The organism is Stenotrophomonas sp. A3_2, from assembly GCF_036624925.1.
In the GTDB taxonomy this organism is placed as follows: Bacteria; Pseudomonadota; Gammaproteobacteria; order Xanthomonadales; family Xanthomonadaceae; genus Stenotrophomonas; species Stenotrophomonas hibiscicola.
The window spans coordinates 62,228-86,732 of the sequence record NZ_JAZKVY010000380.1 but is presented as its reverse complement, the minus strand read 5'-3'; the positions used below and the strand labels follow the sequence as shown (position 1 = coordinate 86,732).

18 protein-coding genes are annotated in these 24,505 nt (G+C 66.4%); 6 read left to right on the top strand and 12 right to left on the bottom strand.

The features are described from left to right. Positions 1-201: 201 nt before the first annotated feature. Complete coding sequence (locus R5H29_RS22555) at positions 202-2,067, bottom strand: ABC-F family ATP-binding cassette domain-containing protein (RefSeq protein ID WP_019660143.1); 1,866 nt, start codon at positions 2,065-2,067, stop codon at positions 202-204. A gap of 335 nt (positions 2,068-2,402) precedes the next feature. Between R5H29_RS22555 and R5H29_RS22550 the strand changes: the two genes are divergently transcribed. After that, positions 2,403-4,790, top strand: coding sequence for a TonB-dependent receptor (locus R5H29_RS22550; protein WP_332329886.1), 2,388 nt, complete (start codon positions 2,403-2,405; stop codon positions 4,788-4,790). Positions 4,791-4,894: 104 nt separating this feature from the next. On the opposite strand, the gene R5H29_RS22545 is transcribed toward R5H29_RS22550, so the two are convergent. The 3 genes from R5H29_RS22545 to R5H29_RS22535 all read right to left on the bottom strand — a co-directional run bounded on the left by R5H29_RS22545 (position 4,895) and on the right by R5H29_RS22535 (position 6,984). Continuing rightward, on the bottom strand, positions 4,895-5,746 hold the full coding sequence (locus R5H29_RS22545; RefSeq protein WP_332329885.1) for a hypothetical protein: 852 nt from the start codon (positions 5,744-5,746) through the stop codon (positions 4,895-4,897). A gap of 156 nt (positions 5,747-5,902) precedes the next feature. Next, positions 5,903-6,400: a hypothetical protein gene (locus R5H29_RS22540; RefSeq protein WP_171953478.1), complete on the bottom strand. Its 498-nt coding sequence runs from the start codon at positions 6,398-6,400 to the stop codon at positions 5,903-5,905. Further along, the gene (locus tag R5H29_RS22535) at positions 6,397-6,984 is read right to left on the bottom strand and encodes a hypothetical protein (protein ID WP_332329884.1); all 588 of its coding nucleotides are present in this window, start codon (positions 6,982-6,984) and stop codon (positions 6,397-6,399) included. The genes R5H29_RS22540 and R5H29_RS22535 overlap by 4 nt, the downstream gene beginning before the upstream one ends. A 483-nt stretch (positions 6,985-7,467) precedes the next feature. On the opposite strand from R5H29_RS22535, the gene ybaL reads away from it, so the two are divergent. Next, positions 7,468-9,165 carry a YbaL family putative K(+) efflux transporter gene (gene ybaL, locus R5H29_RS22530; RefSeq protein ID WP_332329883.1) on the top strand — a complete coding sequence of 566 codons (1,698 nt, stop codon included), beginning with the start codon at positions 7,468-7,470 and terminating at the stop codon, positions 9,163-9,165. Positions 9,166-9,445: 280 nt separating this feature from the next. Here ybaL and R5H29_RS22525 read toward each other — a convergent pair whose 3' ends face one another. Further along, a complete protein-coding gene (locus R5H29_RS22525; protein ID WP_332329882.1) occupies positions 9,446-10,732 on the bottom strand; it encodes an aminotransferase class V-fold PLP-dependent enzyme in 1,287 nt (428 codons plus the stop codon). A 180-nt stretch (positions 10,733-10,912) separates the two neighbouring features. Between R5H29_RS22525 and R5H29_RS22520 the strand changes: the two genes are divergently transcribed. The 3 genes from R5H29_RS22520 to R5H29_RS22510 all read left to right on the top strand — a co-directional run bounded on the left by R5H29_RS22520 (position 10,913) and on the right by R5H29_RS22510 (position 13,877). Then, positions 10,913-11,650, top strand: a complete 738-nt coding sequence (locus R5H29_RS22520) for a response regulator transcription factor (RefSeq protein ID WP_332329881.1) — start codon at positions 10,913-10,915, stop codon at positions 11,648-11,650. After that, positions 11,647-12,936 carry an ATP-binding protein gene (locus R5H29_RS22515; RefSeq protein ID WP_164145446.1) on the top strand — a complete coding sequence of 430 codons (1,290 nt, stop codon included), beginning with the start codon at positions 11,647-11,649 and terminating at the stop codon, positions 12,934-12,936. Before R5H29_RS22520 ends, R5H29_RS22515 begins: the two co-directional genes overlap by 4 nt. Positions 12,937-13,076: 140 nt before the next feature. After that, positions 13,077-13,877 (top strand): MipA/OmpV family protein, encoded by an 801-nt coding sequence (locus tag R5H29_RS22510; RefSeq protein ID WP_155030006.1) that lies wholly within the window; start codon positions 13,077-13,079, stop codon positions 13,875-13,877. 39 nt (positions 13,878-13,916) lie between these two features. Here R5H29_RS22510 and R5H29_RS22505 read toward each other — a convergent pair whose 3' ends face one another. From R5H29_RS22505 to R5H29_RS22495, 3 genes are all read right to left on the bottom strand, one after another. Further along, a complete protein-coding gene (locus R5H29_RS22505) occupies positions 13,917-14,501 on the bottom strand; it encodes a hypothetical protein (RefSeq protein ID WP_227844783.1) in 585 nt (194 codons plus the stop codon). Positions 14,502-14,555: 54 nt separating this feature from the next. Continuing rightward, positions 14,556-17,141, bottom strand: a complete 2,586-nt coding sequence (gene clpB / locus R5H29_RS22500) for an ATP-dependent chaperone ClpB (protein WP_155030007.1) — start codon at positions 17,139-17,141, stop codon at positions 14,556-14,558. Positions 17,142-17,322: 181 nt separating this feature from the next. Beyond that, positions 17,323-18,144: a DUF3014 domain-containing protein gene (locus tag R5H29_RS22495; protein ID WP_332329880.1), complete on the bottom strand. Its 822-nt coding sequence runs from the start codon at positions 18,142-18,144 to the stop codon at positions 17,323-17,325. A 170-nt stretch (positions 18,145-18,314) separates the two neighbouring features. Here R5H29_RS22495 and R5H29_RS22490 point away from each other — a divergent pair, with 170 nt between their 5' ends. Next, positions 18,315-19,025 (top strand): glutathione S-transferase, encoded by a 711-nt coding sequence (locus R5H29_RS22490; RefSeq protein ID WP_134731920.1) that lies wholly within the window; start codon positions 18,315-18,317, stop codon positions 19,023-19,025. 165 nt (positions 19,026-19,190) lie between these two features. On the opposite strand, the gene R5H29_RS22485 is transcribed toward R5H29_RS22490, so the two are convergent. The 4 genes from R5H29_RS22485 to R5H29_RS22470 all read right to left on the bottom strand — a co-directional run bounded on the left by R5H29_RS22485 (position 19,191) and on the right by R5H29_RS22470 (position 24,467). Further along, positions 19,191-20,801, bottom strand: coding sequence for a hypothetical protein (locus tag R5H29_RS22485; RefSeq protein ID WP_329843180.1), 1,611 nt, complete (start codon positions 20,799-20,801; stop codon positions 19,191-19,193). A gap of 464 nt (positions 20,802-21,265) precedes the next feature. Further along, on the bottom strand, positions 21,266-22,984 hold the full coding sequence (locus R5H29_RS22480) for a thiamine pyrophosphate-dependent enzyme (RefSeq protein WP_332329879.1): 1,719 nt from the start codon (positions 22,982-22,984) through the stop codon (positions 21,266-21,268). Positions 22,985-23,093: 109 nt separating this feature from the next. After that, a complete protein-coding gene (locus R5H29_RS22475) occupies positions 23,094-23,948 on the bottom strand; it encodes an SH3 domain-containing protein (RefSeq protein WP_332329878.1) in 855 nt (284 codons plus the stop codon). Between the two features lie 36 nt (positions 23,949-23,984). Continuing rightward, positions 23,985-24,467 (bottom strand): DUF3574 domain-containing protein, encoded by a 483-nt coding sequence (locus R5H29_RS22470; RefSeq protein ID WP_021202058.1) that lies wholly within the window; start codon positions 24,465-24,467, stop codon positions 23,985-23,987. Positions 24,468-24,505 lie beyond the last annotated feature (38 nt).

Sequence of the window (24,505 nt, the reverse complement as noted above, 5' to 3'; positions counted from 1 at the left end):
CTGGCTCACGCGGCTGCGCTCGATTGCAGAGCGCGAGCAGGAAAAGCGGTTCCGCGAGTGGCTGCAGGCGAAGGGATGAAACGCAGGGAACGTGGGTAGCGGCGGGGGCAGCGCCCGGGCGATTTGGCAGCCGGTAGCGCGCCCCGGGGTGTTGTGGGTGGGGTGGCGGGCGCGGGGCCGGCCCGGCCGCTACCGATGGCATCAGGACTCGAGCAGTTCCATCCAGGCGGCTTCGGCCTTTTCCAGCTGCGCCGCGGCGGTTTCGCGGTCACGGCCGAGTACCGCCATGCGCGTGGCATCGGCGTAGTTGGCCGGGTCGGCCAGCTGCCGGTCCAGCTCGGCCAGTGCACCTTCCAGCTCGGCCACCTTGGCCTCGGCCGCGGCCAGCTTGTGCGGGTTCACCGGCTTCTTCTGCACCACCTGCGCCACCGGGGCGGTCTTGACCACCACCGGCTCTTCCACCTGTTCCATGCGCGCCTTGGTGCCCTGCGCCTGCGGGCGGGTCCGCAGCCACGCGGCGTAGGCATCCAGGTCGCCATCGAACGGCTCGACCACGCCATCGGCCACGCGCCAGTAGGTATCGCAGACCAGGCCGATCAGATGGCGGTCGTGCGAGACCATCACGATCGCGCCTTCGAAGGTGGCCAATGCTTCGGCCAGCGCTTCGCGCATTTCCAGATCAAGGTGGTTGGTCGGTTCGTCCAACAGCAGTACGTTCGGCTGCTGCCAGGCGATCAGCGCCAGCGCCAGGCGTGCGCGCTCGCCACCGGAGAAGCCGTCGACCGGCTCGAACGCGCGGTCACCCGGGAAGTTCCACTTGCCGAGGAAGTCGCGGAACGACTGGTTCGGTGCGTCCGGGGCGATCTCGCGGAAGTGCTCCATCGGCGACTGGCCTTCGTGCAGCGACTCCACCGTGTGCTGGGCGAAGTAGCCGATCTTCAGGTCCGGGTGCGCCATGCGCTCGCCGACGATCGGCGCCAGTTCACCCACCAGGGTCTTCACCAGGGTGGTCTTGCCGGCGCCGTTGGGGCCGAGCAGTCCGATGCGCTGGCCCGCTTCCAGGCCGAAACCGACGTTGTGCAGGATCACCGCGTCCTTGCCGTAGCCGGCCTCGACGTGGTTCAGGCGGATCAGCGAGAACGGCAGCTTGGCCGGCGGCGCGAACTCGATACGGAACTCACGCTCGGCGCGCACCGCTTCGGTGCCGGCCAGCTTGGCCAGGCGCTTCATGCGGCTCTGCGCCTGCGCGGCCTTGCTGGCCTGCGCCTTGAAGCGGTCGATGAAGCTCTGCAGGTGGGCACGCTCGGCCTGCTCCTTCTCGTGCGCGATCTGCTGCTGGCGCAGCTGTTCGGCGCGCTGGCGCTCGAAATCGGTGTAGCCGCCCGGGTAGAGTTTGGCGCCGCCACCGTGCAGGTGCAGAGTGTGGGTGGCCACGTTGTCGAGGAACTCGCGGTCATGCGAGATCAGCAGCAGGGTGCCCGGGTACTTCAGCAGCCACTGTTCCAGCCAGTACACCGCGTCCAGATCCAGGTGGTTGGTCGGTTCGTCCAGCAGCAGCAGGTCGCTGGGCATCATCAGCGCGCGGGCCAGGTTCAGGCGTACGCGCCAGCCGCCGGAGAACGAGGAGACCGCGCGGTGGTGGGTCTCGGCCGGGAAACCAAGGCCGTGGAGCAGCTTGCCGGCGCGCGCTTCGGCGTCGTAGGCCCCCATCTCGGCCATCTTGGTGTGTGCGTTGGCCACCGCCTCCCAGTCTTCGCGCGCGGTCGCCTCGGCCTCTTCGGCCAGCACCGCGGCCACCTCGGTGTCGCCGCCCAGCACGAAGCTCAGCGCCGGGTCCGGCAGCGACGGGGTTTCCTGGGCCACGCTGGCGATACGGACCTTGCCGGGCAGGTCGACGTCACCCTTGTCGGCCTCCAGCTCGCCCTTCACCGCCGCGAACAGGCTGGACTTGCCAGCACCGTTGCGGCCGACCACGCCCACCCGGTAACCGGCGTGCAGGGTCAGGTCGACATTGGACAACAGCAGCCGCTCGCCGCGGCGCAAGGCGAAATTACGAAGGGAGATCATCGGGGGAGGGGTCCATATAACCGGATGGAATGTGCTGGTGAGCACTGTTCCTGCGACGTAATTCTAGCGTTAACGAATACTTGACGCGCCCCGGGATGCGCAGTGGCCGACGTTCCTCTCTCCCACGTCCTCGTCGCGCGCGTCCCGGGTCTCCTCCCCGCCGGTGCCGGTCCTGGCTAAATGGTTGCTGCTGCAACGTTTTTTTCGATGACCGGCATTTGACAGGCACTGAATATCCCGTTAATTGCTGTATTGCGCACCGCAACAACCGCCGTCCGCCTCACCCCCGTGATGTCGAGTCCGGTGCCGCCCCCGCCAACCGGAGCCCCATCCCGATGACCCGCAAGACCAGCCTGATCGCCGCCGCCGTCGCTGTCGCACTCGGTGGCTCTCCGTTCCTTGCCGCTGCCCAGCAGGCCGGCACCGCCGCCAATACCCTGGACACGGTGATCGTCACCGGCACCCGCGTGGCCGACCGCACGGTCGCCGAATCGCAGTCGCCGATCGACATCATCACCCCTGAAGTGCTGCAGTCCACCGGCACCAGTGAGCTGGCCACCGCACTGTCGCGCGCCCTGCCCTCGCTGAACTTCCCGCGCCCGGCCTTGACCGACGGCACCAGTGGCGTGCGCCCGGCGCAGCTGCGCGGCCTGTCGCCGGACCAGGTGCTGGTGCTGGTCAACGGCAAGCGCCGCCACACCTCGGCGATGATCAACGTCAACGGCAGCATCGGCCGTGGCTCGTCGGCGGTGGACATCAATGCGATCCCGATCGCCGCCATCGAGCGCGTGGAAGTGCTGCGCGACGGTGCGTCGGCACAGTACGGCTCGGACGCCATTGCAGGCGTCATCAACATCGTGCTCAAGGGCAGCGGCCGTGGCGGCAGCCTGGCCGTGGACTACGGCCAGTACTCGGCCGGTGACGGCAACAAGTACCAGCTCTCCGGCGATACCGGCGTCGAGTTCGGCAACGGCCGTGGTCGCGTGCACGTGGCTGGCCAGATCAGCCAGCAGGACGAGAGCAACCGCGCCGGCCCGTACCGCGGCACCACGCCGAACACCGGCAACTTCCCCAGCATCGGCCAGAAGACCTTCATCGTCGGCGACCCGCGCGTGGATGCCACCGCCGCCTCGGCCAACGCCAGCTTCGACTTCAGCGACCACGTGACCGGCTACGCCAGCGCGCTGCTCAGCAACCGCGACATCACCTCGTTCGCGTTCTACCGTTCGCGCAACCACAGCGGGCAGAGCGCGCTGCTGGCGCAGACCTACCCGGACGGCTACGTGCCGGAGATCAACCAGTACTCCAAGGACCGCTCGCTGGTGGCCGGGGTCAAGGGCAACACCGACAACGGCTGGACCTGGGACCTGAGCCTGAACCACGGCGAGAACACCCTCGACTTCCACACCCGCAACAGCATCAACTACAGCCTCGGCGCCACCAGCCCGCGCTCGTTCTACGACGGCACGCTGAAGTACCAGCAGGACATCTTCAATGCCGACCTGACCAAGTCACTGGACTGGGGCCTGGCCTACCCGGTCACGCTGTCCTTCGGTGGTGAGTACCGCAAGGAAAAGTGGGACCAGAACCCGGGCGAGCTGAACTCGTACACCGGCAGCGGCGCGCAGGGCTTCGCGGGCTTCACCCCGACCAATGAAGTGCATGCCGACCGCCACAACTACGCGGTCTATGCCGGCCTGGAAGCGGACCTGACCGAGAAGTTCTCGGCCGGCATCACCGGCCGCTACGAGGACTACTCGGACTTCGGCGACCGCTTCTCCGGCAAGCTGTCGGCGCGCTATGCATTCACCGACAAGGTCACGCTGCGTGCCACCGCCTCCAGCGGTTTCCGCGCGCCCTCGCTGGCGCAGCAGGGCTACCAGGCGGTGACCAGCCAGTTCCTCAATGGCGTGTTCGTCGAGCGTGGCACCTTCCCGACCACCAGCCCGGCCGCGCAGGCGCTGGGCGCCTCGCCGTTGAAGGCCGAAACCTCCACCTCCTACAGCCTGGGCCTGGTGCTGCAGCCGGTCGACCGCCTGTACATCACCGTCGATGCGTACCAGATCGACATTGATGACCGCATCGCGCTGTCGTCCAGCATCACCACCAACGCCGCCACCAGCGCGCTGCTGGGCACCCTCGGCCTGCCGCAGGTGACCGCGTTCTCGTACTTCACCAACGGCCTGGATACGCGCACCCGCGGCGTCGACTTCGTCTCCAGCTATACGGTGCCGTTCAACGCCAGCAGCCTGGAGCTGACCGCTGCGTACAGCTACAACGACACCGAAGTGCGCCGTGTCGGCGGCACCCCAGCGGTGTTCGGCACGCTGGGCCTGACCCAGTCGCTGATCGGCCGTGATGAGATCGGCCGCATCGAGGACAGCTACCCGCGCGACAAGGCGATCCTGAGTGGCACCTGGCGTTCGGATCACTGGGAACTGGGCCTGGCCGCAACCCGCTACGGCAAGTTCACCGTGCGCAACTCGGCCACCGCGCTGCGCGACCAGACCTACGGCGATGCCTGGGTGGTGGATGCCTCGGCCAGCTACAAGCCGAGCAGCAACTGGACCCTGACCGTGGGCGCCGACAACCTGCTGGACAAGTACCCGGACCGCACCGAAGACCTGCAGAACTCCACCTTCGGCATGCTGCCCTACAGCAACTACTCGCCGTTCGGCTTCAACGGCGCGTATGTGTACGGGCGGATCAAGTACACCTGGTAAGCGAGTCTCTGGTAGTGCCGGCCGCTGGCCGACAACTCCTAGCCACATCTCTCACACCCGCCGGAGTGATCCGGCGGGTGTTTTGTTATGTGCTGCGGGCAAGGTCAGCCGCGCGGCTGGCAATTGGGCGTGCGATGACCTTCTACGATTACACGGACAGACTCGAGACAGTTGTCCAGACTGTCAAAATTCACGCTCACTTGAAGACCAGGCAGCGACCACCTCGCGCTGCCAAACGTTCCTTCATCAAGCCAACGACTGGCTCGTTGATCCATGCGCTCTTCGAGAATGGACGGCGGATCATCGAATTGAAGGCCGAATGGCAGCGGCCCAGCCCAGGCTCTTGAGTTTCCCAGTCGATCGCGGACGAAACTGATGCCGGTGCATACCGGATGGCTACCGGGCACGCCCTGCCTACTGTCAAAGTAAAGGATGAAGCCATGCTCGTCGGCTCTATCAACGACCTCGCTGCTCGCCTCCGCCATCAGACTCGCAAGACCAAGATCCCGGAACGCGACCTGGAAATCGGGGTCATTGGTCGATCTGCCGAGGACAGCGAGCACCTGCTCCGCCGAAGGGTACTCGCGCGTTGCCGGTGCGCAAGCCAATGGATGCATGGGAATTCCCAAGCTGATATCAAAGATCCCACACGCTCCTGCCTGTTTGATGCATCCAGCCTGATACGTCAGACGGATGCGGTAGTCAGGCAACCACCACGCGTCACGCCTGCCGGCGTGCCAGCTGTCCCCAAAGCCCGCCGTGGCGAGCCTTTCGCGCGCTGTCGCCCTATCGTCCTCCCATTGCAGGCCAAACAGCAGGTCGCCTTCGTACCTGCGCATGACATCCGGAATGCCGGCCGTCACCGCAACGTTGGTGAAGATCAGCTCACCGCTCTTGCCGTGCGAAGCAATGGATCGCCCGTTCCAGTAGTTGCGCTCGCTGAAGGAGAACAGCATGCCCCGCGCGCTCACACGCACAATCGCCTCGTAAGGGCTTTTGGCAGGACGGGCCAGCTCTGGCCTTCGCCTGACGCCAAGCGACTGCAGCATCGTTGAGACGGCTGGGTCAGCGGCGCTTCTGCCAAACAGGGCCGTTATCGCCTGTAGGTCCATTCATTCCTCTTGTGGCAGCCCCAGGCTGACGCAGCGGACTCCCCTTTCACCGTCGTAGTCGACAGCCAGCTCCAGCTTTCCGAGCATCCATGCGTCGACATTGCCAGACAGACCAAACACCATTGGCGCCCCCAGATCGGCAGATGCGTCCGACCTGATCTGGTCCCTGGACATCAGGAAGTTCAGGCCGAAAGGCATCGGCCCTTCATACTGGGTGCCGGTGTCATTTCGCCAGCCCCAGAAGATCACGTCGGTGAGCATCCAGGGGCCATCATCGATGTCGTGATAGGCGGTCTCTGAGACCAGACCGGCATCCTTGAATTCAAGCTGCAGTCCAGCAGCGTCATCTGCCCAGATCCGGCGACCACTGACACCCAGGCGGTAATCATCCAGATTCTGAAGCTGGATTCCGATCCTGGAAAAGATGGTTTCGAGCTCCTTCGATTCCGAATCTCTACCGATCGCGGCGATGAACTCTTCAACGGTGGGATGATTCATGAAATTCCGCCTATCTGTATGGGCGTGATGCGCCTACGTAGCGCTTGCGGATGGTGATCGCTACGCTTGATGGGGATGCTCAACGAGATGCAGCGAATCGAGTCATCTGGACCAGAGAAATCAACCGCAAGCTCCAAGCCACTGACGCACCAGACATCCCCCTCACCATCAAGTCCCATTTCAACAGCATTCCCTGCACTCAACGCGGCGAGTCGCTCCCTTACATGCTGGCGCAGCATGGAAAAGCTCAGTCCACAGGGCAACGGGCCTGAGTAGGCAGGCTTCTCCTTCCTGACTTTGTTCTTCTTACTCACTCTCGCTCCCCAGAGCGCTACGCTCGTCAGTACCCAGGGCCCTTCGTCCAGGTCGTGGCAAGGAATGTCCACCAGCAGCCCGACGTCCTTGAATTCCAACTGCAGCGTATTCTCCTCGTCAGTCCAGAACCGCATTCCCGCCAACTTCAACGGATAGTGACGAAAGTCGCGCTCACCAATTTCCAGATCAAGGAGCAAGCGGGACAGGGGCGCCGAGCTTGTGTCTTGACCTATCGCCTGAATCACTACGTCAATGGCGGGAAGCTTCATGTGGTCGTTCGCCCATGCGGTCTGGAGAGAGCAGGCCCCTCTGATTGGTCAGCAGAACGGAGTAGCGGACACATGGTGACGTGTTCCGGACTCGAGGAACCCTCCGCCAGATTGCAAACTTCAGCCCCCTCGCCTGCGCCTCCCGGCCGGCCACCGGCCCTTGGATGCTGTCGCATCGACTGAAAACCTTGGCGCACAGGGGCAAAGGGTCCTGCGATGGCACCGCCGCGTATCGAACCCATCCCCTTCCCGTGCCTTTCTCGGGTGGCGTCGGCCTGGCTGCGGTTCACGGTCCAGAGCCACTGGCCACCCCAAACAGGTCCGATCCCGACAGCGCCACCCTCGACCGCCCCGCACACGCCAGGTCGGACGCCGACCACTGATGGCTCCGCCCACGCAACGATCCGATACGCTGGCCGGGTTTGCCGTATGTGGCCGCATCGGTGAAAATCGGGGCATTCCCCCGATTTCCTGCGAGTGCCGATGCACCATGACACCGACCTGATCAACATCGTGGCCGTTGGCCTGGGGCTCGCCTTCATCTTCGGCGCGCTGGCCAACAAGCTCCGCTTGTCTCCTCTGGTCGGTTACCTGGTTGCTGGCATCTGCGTAGGTCCGTTCACACCCGGCTTCGTCGCCGACCAGGCGCTGGCCAACCAGCTGGCCGAGCTGGGCGTGATGCTGCTGATGTTCGGCGTCGGCCTGCACTTCTCGCTGAAGGACCTGATGGCGGTCAAGGCCATCGCCATTCCCGGTGCCATCGGGCAGATCGCGGTCGCCACCCTGCTCGGCTGGGGCGTGGCCTCGCTGATGGGCTGGCCCGCCATCCATGGCGTCATCTTCGGTTTCTCGCTGGCCACCGCCAGTACCGTGGTGCTGCTGCGGGCGATGGAGGAACGCCGTCTGCTGGAGACCATGCGCGGCAAGATCGCGGTCGGCTGGCTGATCGTGGAAGACCTGGCCTGCGTGCTGGCACTGGTGATGATGCCGGTGATGGCCGGCGTGTTCGGCCCCGACGCGGCCAAGGAGTCGCACTCGCTCGGCAGCGTGCTGGCCGACATCGGCTGGACCTTCGTGCAGCTGGGCCTGTTCGTGGCGGTGATGCTGGTGGTCGGGCGCCGGGTCATCCCGTGGATCCTCGAACGTATCGCCGGTACCGGTTCGCGCGAGCTGTTCACTCTGTCGGTGCTGGCGATCGCGCTGGGCGTGGCGTTCGGTTCGGCCATGTTGTTCGGTGTCTCGTTCGCGCTGGGCGCGTTCTTCGCCGGCATGCTGCTCAACGAATCGGAGCTGAGCCACAAGGCCGCGCATGATTCGTTGCCGCTGCGCGATGCGTTCGCGGTGCTGTTCTTCGTCTCGGTCGGCATGCTGTTTGACCCCAACATCCTCGTCCAGCATCCGTGGCAGGTGCTGGCCACCGTCGCCATCATCATGTTCGGCAAGTCGGCGGCGGCATTTTTCATCGTGCGTGCGTTCGGCCACCCGACCAGCACCGCGTTGACCATCTCGGCCAGCCTGGCACAGATCGGCGAGTTCGCCTTCATCATCGCCGGCCTGGGCGTGGCGCTGCAGATCCTGCCGAAGGAAGGCCAGTCGCTGGTGCTGGCCGGTGCGCTGGTGTCGATCATGCTCAACCCACTGGTGTTCGGCCTGCTCGACCGTTGGCAGGCCAAGCAGGAGCGGTCCCCGCAGGCACCCGAGCCGCCTGAAGCCATCGGCCCGTCACGGGACCTGCATGACCACGCCATCGTGATCGGCTATGGCCGGGTCGGCAGCGAACTGGCGCAGGTGCTGAGCGACCGTGGCGTGCCGGTGCTGGTGATCGATGACAACAAGGAACACGTCGAGGCGGCGCACGCCAAGGGCCTGGCGGCGATCCGCGGCAGTGCGGCGGCCGACCGGGTGCTGGCCGAGGCCCATCCTGAGCGGGCGAAGATTGCGGTGCTGGCGATTCCGCAGCCGCTGGAAGCCGGTGAGGCGCTGGCCAAGCTGCGGGCGATCAACCCGGACCTGACCCTGCTGGCGCGTGCGCACAGCGATGCGGAAGTGAAGCATCTGCTGGAGCATGGTGCCGATGGCACGGTGATGGCCGAACGTGAGCTGGCGTATTCGCTGGCGGAGATGATCATGTCCACACCGCCGTACCGGAATCTGGGGCAGCACAGCATTCCGGTGGTGTGAGGGGTGTGGGTGCGGCAGGGCTTGCAGCCCTGCACCTGCCAAGGCAACAGCAAAGGCAAAGGCAAAAGCTGACTATCCGTGGGATGGCGGGGTGGGTCCCCGCTGCTGTTGGTGGGTGTCGACCTTGGTCGACACGGCGACACAAAAAAACCCCGGTCGACCCGCATCGACCGGGGATCTGGATCGCCACGTTGCCACGCCTTGGAGAGGCAGTTCCACCGTAGCGCATCGCGCCACCGGTGGTGATCGCCTGTGGCGATATGCACCAAGCGCGCGGCTATCAGGCTGCGGCCAGGGCCTGCTCCAGGTCGGCGCGCAGGTCGCCGATGTGCTCGATGCCGATCGACAGCCGCACGGTGTCTTCACTGACGCCGGCCTTGGCCAGTTCCGCCGCATCCAACTGGCGGTGGGTGGTCGAGGCCGGATGGGTGGCCAGTGACTTCGCATCGCCCAGGTTGACCAGGCGGGTGAACAATTTCAGCGCGTCAAGGAAACGTGCGCCTGCCTCGCGCCCGCCCGGCAGGCCGAAGGTCAGCACGCCCGAGCCGTGCCCACCCAGATAGCGCTGCGCGGCGGCGTGCTCGGGGTCGTCGGCCAGTCCGGCGTAGCGCACCCACGCTACCTTGGCGTGCGCCTTCAGGTACTGCGCGACGGCCAGTGCATTGGCGTTGATGCGTTCCATGCGCAGGGCCAGGGTCTCGATGCCCTGCAGGAGCAGGAACGCATTGAACGGCGACAGCGCTGCGCCGGTATTGCGCAATGGCACCACCCGCGCGCGGCCGATGTAGGCTGCCGGCCCCAACGCTTCCGTATAGACCACGCCGTGGTAACTGGGGTCGGGCTGGTTGAGCCGCGCGAAGCGCGTGGGTTGCGCCGCCCAATCGAAGCGGCCGGAATCGATGATCGCGCCGCCGAGGCTGTTGCCGTGCCCGCCCAGGTACTTGGTCAGCGAATGCACCACGATGTCGGCGCCGTGCTCGAACGGGCGCAGCAGGAAGGGCGTAGCCACCGTGTTGTCGACGATCAGCGGCACCCCGGCGGCATGCGCGACCTCGGCGATGGCGGCGATGTCGGTGACATTGCCGCGCGGGTTGCCGATGGATTCGACGAACACCGCCTTGGTGCGTTCGTCGATCAGCGCGGCGAACGCGGCCGGGTCGGCCGGGTCGGCGAAGCGCGCCTGGATGCCGTATTGCGGCAGCGTGTGCGCCAGCAGATTGAGGCTGCCACCGTAGAGCGCACTGGAGGCGACGATGGTGTCACCGGCTTCGGCGATGGTCTGGATGGCGTAGGTGATCGCGGCCTGCCCCGAGGCCAGCGCCAGCGCGCCGATGCCGCCTTCCAACGCGGCCAGGCGCTGTTCCAGCACGTCGGTGGTGGGGTTCATTATGCGGGTATAGATGTTGCCGGGCACCTTCAGGTCGAACAGGTCGGCGCCGTGCTGGGTGTCGTCGAACGCATACGCCACGGTCTGGTAGATCGGCACGGCCACTGCGCGGGTGGTCGGGTCGGGACGGTAGCCGCCGTGCACGGCCAGGGTTTCCAGTTGCCACTGCGGGTCGCTCATCGGGCCAGGCTCCATCCGGGGAAACGGCCACCATAGGCCAGCCGCGGGCCGCCGCTGAAAGCCACTGGCGATGACGGCCGTACCCACGGTTATCAGGTTGGTCGCGATTCAGGCAGTCGTCATGGACCGTTGCTAGGCTTCGCCGCCGGGCGCTCCTGCCCGGGCACGGAGGCCCCTCGCATGCAGCCATCTTCCTGGACCCCTGCGCCCAGCCACTCACCCACCTCGGTGCTGCTGGTGGAGGACGACCGCCGCCTGGCCGAACTGGTCAGCGATTACCTCCACGAGCATGGCTTTGCCGTGCGGCATGTGGCCCGCGGTGACCTTGCGGGCGCGGCCTGCCGCCAGCACGTGCCGGAGCTGGTGGTGCTGGACCTGATGCTGCCCGGCCTGGGCGGCATCGATGTGTGCCGGCAGATCCGCAGCTTTTCCGATGTGCCGATCCTGATGCTGACCGCCTGCGAGGACGACATCGAACAGGTGCTGGGCCTGGAGTCGGGTGCCGATGACTATGTGCACAAGCCGATCGAGCCGCGCCTGCTGCTGGCCCGCCTGCGCGCCCTGCTGCGCCGCCGCCATGGCAGCAGCACCACCGGCACGCCCAGCCGGCTGATGCACGGGCAACTGCTGATCGATCGCATGCAGCGCGAAGTGCACCTGCACGGCGCGGTGGTGGACGTGGGCACCACGGAATTCGAGATCCTGTGGCTGCTGGCCAGCCAGCCGGGGCAGATCCTGTCGCGCGACCATATCCTGCAGGCGGTGCGCGGCATCGGCTTTGACGGCCTGGACCGCAGTGTCGATGTCAGCATCGGCAAGCTGCGCCGCAAGCTCGGCGATGATGCGCGCGAACCGCGGCGGATCAAGACCGTGTGGGGCCGTGGCTACCAGTTCAATCCGTCGGCCTGGACGGCATGAAGCGGCTGTTCCTGTGGTTGTGGTTTATCACGGGTGCCTGCTTCCTGGTGTCGGTGTTCTTCCTCAACCACATCCTGGATGGCATCTACACGCCCGTGCAGGATCGCGTCTTCGTCCAGCAGGTGCGTGGTCAGGTGTACGCCCTGCGCAGTGGCCTGGCCGGCCTGGATGCCGACCAGCAGCGTGAGCGCCTGCAGCAGTGGCAGCCACACTACGGCATCGCCCTGACCCTGCTCGACAAACCTCCAGCACTCGACGCGCAGGAACAGGTGGCCGTGAAGGCCGATGGTTTCATCGTGCGCGATCAATACCAGCAGGTCCTGCTGCCCATCGAGGGCAGCGATGGCCGCTGGCTGCACCTGCGCCTGCCTGGCGCGGTGCAGATGACGACGTACATGACCATCGCCGCCTACCTCAGCATCCTGCTGCTGGTGGGCGCCAGCCTGTACGCGTGGGTGCGCCTGCTCTGGCGCGACCTGGAAGCGCTGCGCCTGCACGCCGACCGCATCGGCGCTGGCGATCTGCAGGCACGTGCGCAGGTCTCGCCACGCTCGCAGATCCGGGTCATCGTCGACCACTCCAACCGCATGGCGGCACGCGTGGCCGAACTGGTGCAGCGCCAGCGCGACCTGACCCATGCGATCTCGCATGAGCTGCGCACGCCGATCGCGCGCGTGGCCTTCGGCCTGGACCTGATGCAGGACAGCGACGATCACGAACGCCGTGCACGGCTGGCACAGGGGCTGCACGGCGATCTGGCCGAGCTCAACCGGCTGGTCAGCGAACTGCTGGCGTATGAGCGCCTGGAGCACCCCAGCGAAGGCGAACCGATGCAGCGTATCGAAGCCAATGACTGGCTGCAGGCCTGCCTGGCCGATGCGCGCCGTGATGCCGAACGTGCCGGGGTGGTACTGCGCGTGCAGCCCAGTGCGTTGCCACGGGTGGATGCCGAACCACGCCTGCTGCAGCTGGCACTCAGCAATCTGGTCGGCAATGCGCTGCGCCATGCGCGCTCGCAGGTGGAAGTCTCGCTGGTCGGTGTCAGCGGCCGCGCCTGCCTGCGCGTGGATGATGACGGTCCCGGCATTGCCGAAGCCGATCGCGAGAAGGTGATGCGCCCGTTCACCCGCCTGGATGACAGCCGCAGCCGCGATACCGGGGGCTTCGGCCTGGGCCTGGCCATCGTCAGCCGCATTGCCGTCCGCCACGGCGGCGAGCTTCGCATCAGCCGCGCCACATTGGGCGGCGCGCGCCTGGAGATGCACTGGCCGCTGGCTGCCAGCTGAACGCCCTTGGGTGCAATTACAGTTGATTACAACTCCCGCACAACTGCGGACGGATCGGTCGCCGGCGTATCGCCACGCTAGCGACCCTGCAGCACTCGCCGGATGCGCGCGCTGCCTTCCTCCCATTGTCGAGAGTTTCCATGTCCCAGCTTCGCCGTTCCCCCGCCCTGCTCTGCCTGGCCCTGTTGCCGCTGTTCGCCGCACCGACCGCCTACGCCCAGGATGACCGCTGGACCTTCGAGCTCGCCGCCGGTGGCGGCGTGGCACCGCGCTACAGCGGCAGCGAGGAGTATCGTGCGACGCCGTCGCTATCCTTCGATGTCACCTCGCCCGGTGGCTGGTTTCTGGGCACCAGTGGCATTGGCTGGGGCACCTCCATCGGTGAGCACACCCGCGTGCGCGCGTATGTCGGCGCCAGCGGCATCCGCAAGGAAAAGGACTCGCTGCTCGGCGGTTCCGACTTCCTGCGCGGCATGGGTGATATCGATACCCGTCCCCTGGTCGGCGTCTCGGCTGGTTATACGCTGGGCGAAGCCGTGCTGAGCGGCTCCTGGCAGTTCACCCGCAAGGACGAGGACAAGGCCGAGAACGGCCTGGCCACCCAGCAGGTGCACTTGAACCTGAGCATGCCGCTGTTCGACCTGGCCGGCGGCGTGGTCAGCGGCAGCGTGTCCACCGACTACGGCAACCGCGGTTACATGCAGACCTGGTACGGCGTCAGCCCGGAACAGGCAGCGCGTACCGGCTTTGCCGAGCACAAGCCAAAGGCCGGCCTGGTCAGTGCCGGTGTCGGCCTGAAGTGGAGCCACCGCGTGGGCCGCAACGGCAACTGGTACATCTCGGCCGAAGGCACGCGCCTGCTCGGTGATGCCGCCGACAGCCCGATCGTGCAGAAGGCGAACCAGTTCGGCGTGATGAGCGGCTATACGCACCGCTTCTGATGCATGAAGGGCGCCGCTGGGCGCCCTCTTCTGCTGCGATCAGCGGCAGGCCGGGGCGTCGCCGCTGCCGCACAAGCCAACCTCGCGCAGCCAGCCGATCCACTGCACGACGTCGTCCTTCTCCGGTTCGGCGCGGAACGACTTCTGCACGGTGTGGAAGCCCTGCCTGCCCTGCATGCCCTTGATCCAGGTGAACTCCGGTTTGCCGGTGCCGGGGTTCAGCGGGCAACTGAGCATCAGCAGCGCGAATGGCCGTCCGCCCTCCTCGCCTTCGCGGATCCAGTGGCTCTGCGCAGCCGGACAGGCCATGCGCCACCCCGCCTCGATGATGCCGAGGAACTCGCGCGGACTCACATGGCCACTGTTCGGCGCATCATTGACGGTAACCATGTCGGTCCAGTCCTGCACGGTCTGGCCCTGCGGCACGTACTCGGTGATGCGGTTGCCTTGTGCGTCGGTGCTCTGGTGGGCCTGCTGGTAACCCTTCATCGGCGGCAGCTGGACCTGTTCGACGGCTGCGGCGTGTCCAGCAACTGCAGCGAGCGCCAGCGCCACGCAGAGTGAAACCCTGCGGGTAACGTCCATGCGGTTCTCCTCGTCCTTGCGAAAGTAAAACGGGATCATTGTGCCTTGCTGAGGCTTTGGTGGCGCGCCAGCCATGGCAGGCGCGCCACCGGTTCAGGCCTTGGCGAAGACCAAATGCCCACCCTCATTGCCGACTTCGATGGTGTCACCGTTGACGAACGCGCCGGACAGGATCTGCTGCGCCAGCGGATTCTCCAGCTGCGACTGGATCGCGCGCTTCAGCGGGCGCGCGCCATATACCGGATCGAAGCCGACGTTGCCGAGCAGATCGAACGCCGCATCGGAGACCGACAGCTTCAACCCGCGCTCGGCCAGGCGCTTCTCCAGCCCGCGCATCTGGATGCGCGCGATCTGCTTGATCTGCTGCTTGTCCAGCGGGTGGAACACCACGATGTCGTCCAGGCGGTTGATGAACTCCGGACGGAAGTGCGCCTGCACAACGCCCATCACCGCCGCCTTCATCTGCGTGTAGGCCTCCGGACTGTCGTCGGCGCTCATGTCCTGGATCTGGTGCGAGCCCAGGTTCGAGGTCATCACGATGACGGTGTTGCGGAAGTCCACGGTGCGGCCCTGGCCGTCGGTCAGGCGGCCATCGTCCAGCACCTGCAGCAGGATGTTGAACACATCCGGATGCGCCTTCTCCACTTCGTCCAGCAGGATCAGCGAGTACGGACGGCGACGCACGGCCTCGGTCAGGTAGCCACCTTCCTCGTAGCCGACATAGCCCGGAGGCGCGCCGATCAGGCGCGCGACGCTGTGCTTCTCCATGAACTCGCTCATATCGATGCGGATCATCGCGTCGGCACTGTCGAACAGGAATTCGGCCAGCGACTTGCACAGCTCGGTCTTGCCGACGCCGGTGGGGCCGAGGAACAGGAACGAGCCGGCCGGACGGTTCGGATCGGACAGGCCTGCACGCGAGCGGCGCACGGCATCGGAGACGACCTTGATCGCTTCCTCCTGGCCGACCACGCGGTTGTGCAGCACCTCTTCCATGCGCAGCAGCTTGTCGCGCTCGCCTTCGAGCATCTTGTTGACCGGGATGCCGGTCCAGCGCGAAACGACCTCGGCGATCTCCTCGTCGGTCACGCGGTCCTGTACCAGCTTGAAGTCCTTGTGCTCGGCTTCCTGGGCCGCGGCCAGCTGCTTTTCCAGCTGCGGCAACAGGCCGTACTGGATCTCGCTCATCTTGGCGAAATCCTGGCGGCGCTGCGCGGCCTCCAGCTCCAGCTTGGCCTGCTCGACCTGTTCCTTGATCTTGGTGGCGCCCTGCAGCGCGGCCTTCTCCGACTTCCAGATTTCATTGAGATCGGAGAACTCGCGCTCCAGCGCATCGATGTCCTTCTCCAGATCGGCCAAGCGCTGCCGCGAGGCTTCGTCCTTCTCCTTTTTCAGCATCTCGCGCTGGATCTTCAGCTGGATCACCCGGCGTTCCAGGCGGTCCAGCTCCTCCGGCTTGGAGTCGATCTCCATGCGCAGGCGTGAGGCGGCTTCGTCCATCAGGTCGATGGCCTTGTCCGGCAGCTGGCGGTCGGTGATGTAGCGGTTGGACAGCGTGGCTGCAGCCACGATGGCCGGGTCGGTGATTTCCACACCGTGGTGCACGGCGTACTTTTCCTTCAGCCCGCGCAGGATCGCGATGGTGTCCTCCACCGACGGCTCGCCCACGAACACCTTCTGGAAGCGGCGCTCCAACGCGGCATCCTTCTCGATGTACTTGCGATACTCGTCCAGCGTGGTCGCACCGATGCAATGCAGCTCGCCACGCGCCAGGGCCGGCTTGAGCATGTTGCCGGCATCCATCGCGCCATCGGCCTTGCCGGCACCGACCATGGTGTGCAGTTCGTCAATGAACAGGATGATCTGTCCTTCGTTCTTGGCCAGGTCGTTGAGCACGCCCTTCAGGCGCTCCTCGAATTCACCGCGGAACTTGGCGCCGGCGATCAGCGCGCCCATGTCCAGCGACAGCACGCGCTTGCCGCGCAGGCCTTCGGGCACTTCGTCATTGATGATGCGCTGGGCGAGCCCTTCCACGATTGCGGTCTTGCCCACGCCGGGTTCGCCGATCAGCACCGGGTTGTTCTTGGTCCGGCGCTGCAGCACCTGGATCGTGCGACGGATTTCCTCGTCACGGCCGATCACCGGATCGAGCTTGCCGCTCTCGGCACGCGCGGTCAGGTCGATGGTGTACTTCTCCAGCGCTTGCCGCTGTTCCTCGGCATTCTCCGACTGCACGTTCTCGCCGCCACGCAGCTTGTCGATCGCAGCCTGCAGGCGGGTCTTGTCGGCACCGGCGGCGCGCAGCGCCATGCCCAGCGTGCCGCCGTCTTCCAGCGCCGCGAGCACGAACCACTCGCTGGCAATGAAGGCATCGCCGTGCTGCTGGGCCAGCTTGTCGGTCTGGTTCAGCAGGCGCCCCAGGTCATTGCCCATCGAGACGTTGCCGGCCTGGCCGGACACCTTCGGCAGTGCATCCAGCGCCTCGGTCAGGCGCTCGCGCAGCACCGGCACGTTCACCCCGGCCTGGGCCAGCAGCGGGCGCGTGCTGCCGCCCTGCTGGTCCAGCAACGCGCTGAACAGGTGAACAGGTTCGATGATGCTGTTGTCGCGGCCCACGGCCAGCGACTGTGCGTCTGCCAGCGCCTGCTGGAAACGCGAGGTGAGCTTGTCCATCCGCATTGCGAATCCTCATCGGTCATCAGGGCCGGCCCGCGCCGGCGATGCTGGGAAGATGCGGTTGCCCCACCCCGTTTCAAGGGCGGCTGCGACTGCACCCCGGGGCCAGTCAGCCTGCGGCCAGCATGCCGGAGCGCGTGTGGTCGGCGCGTTGATCCCGATCAGTTCCGCACGGTGGACGGGCTCAGCGGGTGATCGCGCTGCGGATCGCCCGCAGCTGCTGCTTGATTGCCCGCGCCTGTGCAGGATCCATGCGTAGCAGGGCCTTCTGGCCTATCGAGCGCGACTGCAGGGTGGAATCGACGAAGCGGTAGCGACCGCGCTCATCACGCTGCACCAATGGCGCCTGCGCCAGTTCCGGGGTCTCCAGCAGATGGTCGATCACCGCCACCAGACGGTCGTTGAAGTAGCCCTCGGGCCGGCCCAGGTCGACGTAGGCCTGCTGGATCAACGGATAGAAGCGCTTGTACGCCGTAGTCGTTGCCGCTGGATCCAGCGCAGTGAAGGCCTGCACATAGGGCGCGTAACGCGCCGAGTTGCTTGCCGCGATGCGTTCCCCGCCCTCGCCATGCTCGACCTGCAGGTTGCCCGGCAGCGGCCGTGCGGCCAGCACCGTCGGCGGCACGCTTGGTTTGTCCAGGTTGTCGACCTGGGTGACCAGGCGCTGGATCAGGTGATCGCGCAGCAGCAGGGTCATCGGGCCCTCGCCCTGGAACAGCTGGCTCAATGCGCCCCAGGCAGCCGCATCACTGTCGGCCAACTTGGGCAGCGCCGGGTCAGCGGCGGCCTCGGTGTCCAGCGGATGCCTGATCGGCGGCGGTGCTGGCGCGGGGTCCGCGGCCGCCTGCGGTTGCGGCGGTGCGCTGGTGCTGGCGGGGGTTGAGTGCACCGGCACCGAAACACCCTCTGCCAGGAGCCTCAGCTGATCGCGGAACAACCAACCGCCCGCGCCGCCGATCACCACCATACCCAGCACCCACGGCCATACCGCCTTTCCACTCTGCATGATGCAGCACCTCGTTTCACACGCATGGAGAAGGTGTGACCCCACCGATTGCAGCCGGTTCCCCGCCTGTTCCGCTGCCGTTCGGGTTGAGACCTGCAGCAGAGCCGCGCTCACGCCTGCTTTGCATGCTCCGCGCGACGCTGTGGGTCTTTTCCTGTGGAGGCACCGCCATGCAGTACGCGCTGTACTACTGGACCGGCATCCAGGGCCGTGGCGAGTTCGTGCGGCTGGCGTTGGAAGATGCCGGCGCCGACTACATCGACATGGCACGGGTGCACGGCGATGCGGTGATGCAGCCGTTTCTCGATGGCAGCAGTGAAGGGGCACAGCCCTTCGCGCCGCCGTTCCTGAAGGCCGGCCGCCAGATCATCGCGCAGGTCGCGGCGATCCTGGATTTCCTCGGTCCGACGCTGGACCTGGTGCCACAGGCGGCCTCGCGGCGGATGCAGGCGTTGCAACTGCAGCTGACCATCGCCGACCTGGTGGCCGAGGTGCATGACACTCACCATCCGATCGCCGCATCAAAATACTACGAAGCGCAGAAGACCGAGGCCAAGGCACGTGCCGCGTCGCTGCGCAGCGAGCGCCTGCCGAAGTTCCTGGGCTACTTCGAACGGGTACTGGCCGCCAACGGTGGCCGCCATGCACTGCGCGAGCATTCCTATGTGGACCTGTCGCTGTTCCAGCTGCTGAGTGGTCTGGACTACATGTTCCCGCGCCGCATGCAGGCACTGGCGCCCGCCGTGCCCCTGCTGCGTGCGCTGCAGGCGCGGGTGGCGAAACGACCCAACATTGCCGCCTACCTGGGCTCGGAAAGGCGCCTGGCATTCAACACGAATGGCATCTTCCGCCACTACCCGGAGCTGGACGCCGAACGGTAGTGCCGGCCGCTGGCCGGCAGGGCGCGCTGTGATCATTCGCCGCCTGCAACACGCCCCTGTAGGGCCGAGCCATGCTCGGCTCAGAGCAGCCGAGCGCAGGCTCGGCTCTACAGAGCACCAGAAGTGGAAGGAGCGGTAGCGCCGGGCCATGCCCGGCGTCACCGGTCAATGATCGGTGCGATCAGCCAGCGGTTGCACCGGCTGCTTCTGCAGCGACAGCAGGCCCAGCAGCACCGCCAGGGCCACGTAGGCGCCGGCAAACTGCAAACTGATGATGCGCGCCAATCCTTCCAGGTCCCACGGCAGGTAGATGCCGCCGCGCGGATCCACCGAGTGGATCAGCCCGAACAGTGTCAGCAACGCAGCCACCAGCAGGAACCCGCAGGCACGGCGCAGGCGGCCATCGACCATCGCCGCCACCGCCGAAATCCACAGCATCGAGGTGATGATGAAGCCGTTGCCGAGAGTGAAGATCACCGCCAGCTCCGGCAGGCCGTGGCCGTCGAGCTTGGTCAGCAGCTGCGGCAGCTGGTCCGGTGCGATCCAGCCCGGCGCCTTGATCGCCAGCAGGTAGGCCACCGAAGGCAGGAAGCCGAATACCATGGCACCGCTATGGTGACGCGGCGTAGCCTGGAACGCCTGGGTGGTGATGTCGATGGCCACGTACACGATGATCGGTGCGAGCACCGCCAGCGGCAACCACTGCACCAGCCCGGAGATGATACCGAGCATGCCGCCGATGCCGACGAACAGGCCGGTCAGCAGCGTATAGCCGCTGCGCGCGCCCATGTGCTTGTACGCCGGCTGGCCGATGTACGGCGTGGTCTGCGCCACGCCGCCGCAGACACCGGCCACCAGCGTGGCCACCGCTTCCACCAGCAGGATGTCGCGGGTGCGGTAGTCATCGCCGGCCGCACGCGCGCTTTCGGATACGTTGATGCCACCGACCACCATCAGCAGGCCGAACGGCAGCAGCAGCGGCAGGTAGGTCATCGCGGTGGGCAGGCCGTCGAGAAAGCCCAGCGTCGGCAGCGGCAGCACCACCTGCGGCGGCACCCACGCCGGCACATGGAAGCCCGGCGCGCCCAGCCCGGCCAGGCCGAGGCCGTAATACAGCATGGTGCCGAACACGAAGGCCAGCAGCACGCCCGGGCCACGCACCGGCAGTTTGCCCTTGGCGATCAGCACGTACAGCAGCAGGCCCAGCGTGGTGAAGCCGACCAGCGGCGAGCGCAGCGTTTCCAGCAGCGGCAGCAGGCCCATCAGCACCAGCGCGATGCCGGCGATGGAACCCAGCAGCGCGGCACGCGGCAGGGCGCGGGTGACCGCTTCACCGAAGAACGACAGCACGAACTTGAGCACGCCCATGATGACCAGCGCGGCCATGCCCAGCTGCCAGGTGGCGATGCCCGCCGCGTGCGGGTCCATGCCCTGCTGCTTGAAAGCGATGAAGGCCGGGCCAAGCACCAGCAGGGCCATGCCGATGCTGGTCGGGGCATCCAGGCCGAGCGGCATGGCGGTGACGTCGTCACGGCCGGTACGCGCGGCGAGCCGGCGTGCCATCAGGGTGTACAGCAGGTTGCCGATCAGCACGCCGAAGGCGGTGCCGGGGAACATGCGGCCGAACACCACGTCGGCGGGGAACTGGAAGATCCCGACCAGAGCCATGGCGATGAAGCCGAGGATGGAGAGGTTGTCGACGACCAGGCCGAAGAAGCCGTTGAAGTCGCCGGCGACGAACCAGCGACGCGGTGCGGCGGAAGCGGGAGCGGACATGGAAGGGGCGGTGGGGGTGGGGACCGCCGATGGTAGGCCCAGCGGCGCCTGGGCGCCAATTCCGTCGTGGAATGATGGGTTCCAGCCAACGGCGGGGCCCCTCGTGGCTGGGTTGGTCGCGGACAGCGGACCTCAGGGGGTGGGCCGGGCGGGTAGGCTGCGCAGGGGTCGCTGCAAGTGCGTCCCTGTAAGCTCGGTCGCCACTTGCTCGTGTGCGCAATCCTGCGCACACGAGCAAGCGGCGACCGAGCTTACATGGGTGAGGGCGCTTTGCTTGCGAAGCACTGCTTCGCAAGCGCCCGAACGCACAGCCGCCAGCGGCTGGGCCGGGCCCCGGAGGGGGACTTGCAGCGCCCCCCGCAACCGGACCCACCCCGCCATCCCACGGATACCCAGCTGTTGCTGTTGCTTCGGCTGTTGCTTTGGCCTCTGCAGGTGCAGGGCGCAGCCCTGCATCGCCCCCCCTACTTCTTCAGGAAGTTGTCCACCAGCAGATGCTTCACGTCGTCGAAGCGGCCGTTCAATACCGCCTTGGCGGCATACAGCGCCGTGCCGGCGACCTGCTTGGCCTCGATCTGCGGCGGCATCACCAGCTCGGCGCGGCTGGTGTGCACGTCCAGCAATGCCGGGCCGCGCTGCGACAGGAAATCCTGCACCGCCTCCTCCAGATCCTCGCTGCGGGTCACGGTGCGGCCGTGGAAGCCGATCACCTCGGCCAGGCGCCCGAAGTCCGGGTTCTTCAGGTCGGTGTAGTTGTCCAGCAGGCCTTCCACCTTCTGCTCCAGCTCGACGAAGTTGAGCGAGCCATTGTTGAACACCACCACCTTGATCGGCAGGTTTTCCTGCACCGCGGTCAGCAGGTCACCCAACAGCATCGCCAGGCCACCATCGCCGGACAGCGAAATCACCTGCCGGCCGGGGAACGCCTTCTGCAGGCCCAGGGCCTGCGGCATTGCATTGGCCATCGTGCCGTGCAGCAGGCTGGTCAGCGTGCGGCGGCGACCGTTGACGCGGATATGGCGCAGCACCCAGACCATCGGCGAGCCGCCGTCAGCGGTGAACAGTGCATCCTCGCTGGCGTACTTCGACAGCAGCGCGGTCAGATGCTGCGGGTGGATAAGCTTGCCCTCGCCCGGCTGTTCTTCCTGCTCGCGCTTCTTCAGCGCCTTGTCGCGACGTTCGATACATTCGTCCAGGAAACTGCTGTCCTCGCGCGGCGGCAACATCGGCAGCAAGGCATCCAGCGTCGGTGCGATGTCACCGACCACGCCCAGGTTTACCGGGTGGCGGCGGCCAAGGTGGCTGCCATCACGGTCGACCTGGATGATCGTGGCCTTGTCGGGGTAGAACTGGCCCCAGGCGAAGTCGGCGCCGAGCAGCAGCAGCGTGTCGCACTCCATCAGCGTGTGGAAGCCAGACTCGATGCCGAAGATTCCGGTCATGCCCATGTTGTACGGGTTGTCCGGCTCGACGAAATCCTTGGCGCGCGAAGTATGCGCAACCGGCGCCTGCAGGCGCCGGGCCAGTTCCAGCAGCTGCGCGTGCGCGCACTGGCAACCGGCACCGGCATAGATGCCGATACGCCTGCCCTGCCCCAGCAGCTCGGCAATGCGCTGCAGTTCGGCGTCGGACGGGCGCAGCACCGGCTGGGTGTAGTGCACCGAGAACGGCACATCGTGCTTCACCTCAGCCTGGCTGATGTCGGCCGGCAGGATCACTACCGCCACGCCACGCCGGCTGATCGCCGCCTGGCAGGCCAGGGCCACCACGCGTCGCGCCTGCTCCGGGCTGTGCACCTGTTCGCAGAACACCGTGCAGCTGCCATAGACCGCCTTGAAATCCACTTCCTGCGGGAATTCCATGCCCAGCTCGCTGGTCACCACCTGGCTGGCGATCAGCACCATCGGTGCACGGTTGCGGTTGGTCTCGAACACACCGTTGATGAAGTGCAGGCCACCGGGACCACAGGAGCCCGCACAGGCGGTCAACTCGCCGCTCACCAGCGAATCGGCGCCGGCGGCGAACGCTGCCACTTCTTCATGGCGCACGTGCACCCAGGCGATCTCGCTGCCATGCATCGCATCGGTCACATGGTTGAGCGTATCGCCCACGATGCCGTAGCAACGGCGGACACCAGCCTGCTGCAGGGCGTCCACCACGATTTCGGCCACGCGCTTGCTCATCGGATACATCCTCGAACGGGGGAACGTCCGAGGCTAGACCTGATGAAGTGATGCCCCCGTGGGCAAGTTGCCCATTGCCTCGATGTGCAAACTGCGGGTAGACGTCTCGTCAATCGTTGACGTTGATCCAGCCCACCACCGCGCCGCTTTTCGGGTTGCGGTAGCGCAGCTTCACCCAGCCGTCCTGTTCATCCAGCAGTTCCACGCGATCCCCCTGCACCAGGTAACGCTTGGTGCTGGACGCGCCGGGTCGGTCGAAGAGGAACAGGCGCGCGGGCACCACGGTGGCCTGCTGCCCCTGCAACGGCCCGTCCGGCGGTGCTCCCAGGCCATCGGCGATGGCACTTTCCAACACACGGCCGGCGGGGTCATAGGTGCGCCAGACCGCCAACGGGCCCTGCTCTTCGGTCCGTTCCCAATGCAGCGCGGCGTTCAACGTATCGCCCAGCATCAGCACGCTCTCAGAGCGGTACAGATGGAGCTTCGCGCCTGCAAACCGGTACTGGTCGGTGTACCACATCGGGCCGCTGCGGCAACTGCTGGTGAGGGTGCGGGTGGCAACGTCCACGCTCAGCCCCATCAGGTCACCGCAGCTGTGCTTGCCATGGGTGTCGGCCTGCAGCGCGCGGAACCCGGCACTGGCCGGATCGAAGCGGTACACCGCCACCGCCTCGTTGACCATGCCCACCGAAGCACGTGCGACCAATTCCGGGTAGCCATCGAAATCGACATCTTCGAGCGACCAGCGCGAATTGCCGTCGGCATCGGCCGCGCCCGCCAGCGTCTGGCGCTTGCCCGACGGTGACAGCTGCACCACGATGCTGCCGTCCTGCTGGGGATCGGCGTGCGCCTGCACATGCGCGGCCACCTGGAAGCGTAGCGTTTCGCCCTCGTCCTCCGCCTGCGCCGTCGGTGCCAGCGCGCCGGCCAACACCAGGCCCAGCAGGCATTCCCTGTAGTTCATCATTGCTCCCTGCGGCACCGCGGCGGCACCTTCAACTCAGAACGATACCTCGACCGGCTGCCGCGACCACAGCACCGACTGATGCCTGGTCTGCTGCTTCCACGCCAGGCGGATCGCTTCGATATCGGCGCGGCGCTGCGGGGTGTCCTCATGCAGCACCACCAGCACCTTCGTGCGCAGGCGGTTGGGCGCGGCATCGCCGCGGAACAGCCACTGGCCATAGGCATCGAACACTGTCAGACCATCCGGGAAGCGCGGGGTCACTTCCTTGTCCAGGAAGGTGCGCCACTGCGCGTCGCTGATGGTGTCGGCCTGCGGGCGGTTGCCGGCGCCCTGCTCCTCGCCGACGCCAAAATACAGCTCGCTGCGCACCCAGCCGTGCGCGGAAGACGGGCGGGCGGCATCGCCCTTCAGTTCGGCGGTAGTGGCCGTGGCATAGGCGCTGGGCGCCTGCGATGAGAGGCTGGCGCAGCCGCTGGTGGCCAACAGCACGGCGAAGACGAGGCCAAGGTGTTTCATCGGTACAGCTCCGGAGAAGGGGGGACAAGGCGAGCCGG